The sequence below is a fragment of the Hymenobacter seoulensis genome, assembly GCF_054780535.1.
The window spans coordinates 1-572 of record NZ_BAAGWD010000018.1; the positions used below are offsets into that span (position 1 = coordinate 1).

1 protein-coding gene is annotated in these 572 nt (G+C 53.0%); it reads left to right on the forward strand.

What is annotated here, in order from left to right:
- Window positions 1-38: 38 nt before the first annotated feature.
- Window positions 39-572 (forward strand): M20/M25/M40 family metallo-hydrolase (locus ACYVHC_RS21750; protein ID WP_460615840.1); only part of this gene is annotated, 534 nt, incomplete at its 3' end.

The window sequence follows — 572 nt, forward strand, 5'->3', positions numbered from 1 at the left end:
GCAAAATATGCTGGCAGGCCTTTTAAAGGAGACTCATCGTGTCTGAATTGTCTCAACTATCGCCACAACCGCTGTGGGATATTTTTGCCAAAATCTGTTCTATTCCTCATCCGTCTTACCATGAAGAAGAACTCGCCGCGCACATCATGAGCTGGGCGAAAGAAAAAGGCTTACATGCGGAACGCGATCAGGTTGGCAATATTCTGCTGCGCAAACCGGCAACAGCAGGTATGGAAAACCGCAAACCAGTTGTGCTGCAGGCGCACCTGGATATGGTGCCGCAGAAAAACAACGACACCGTACATGACTTCACCAAAGACCCGATTCAGCCCTACATTGATGGCGAATGGGTAAAAGCGCGCGGCACTACGCTTGGCGCTGATAACGGTATCGGCATGGCATCCGCGCTGGCGGTGCTGGCGGATGACCGCGTTGAGCATGGTCCGCTGGAAGTGCTGCTGACCATGACCGAAGAGTCCGGCATGGATGGCGCGTTTGGTTTGCGGCCCGGCTGGTTGCAGGCTGATATTCTGATCAACACTGACTCAGAAGAAGAAGGCGAAATCTACATG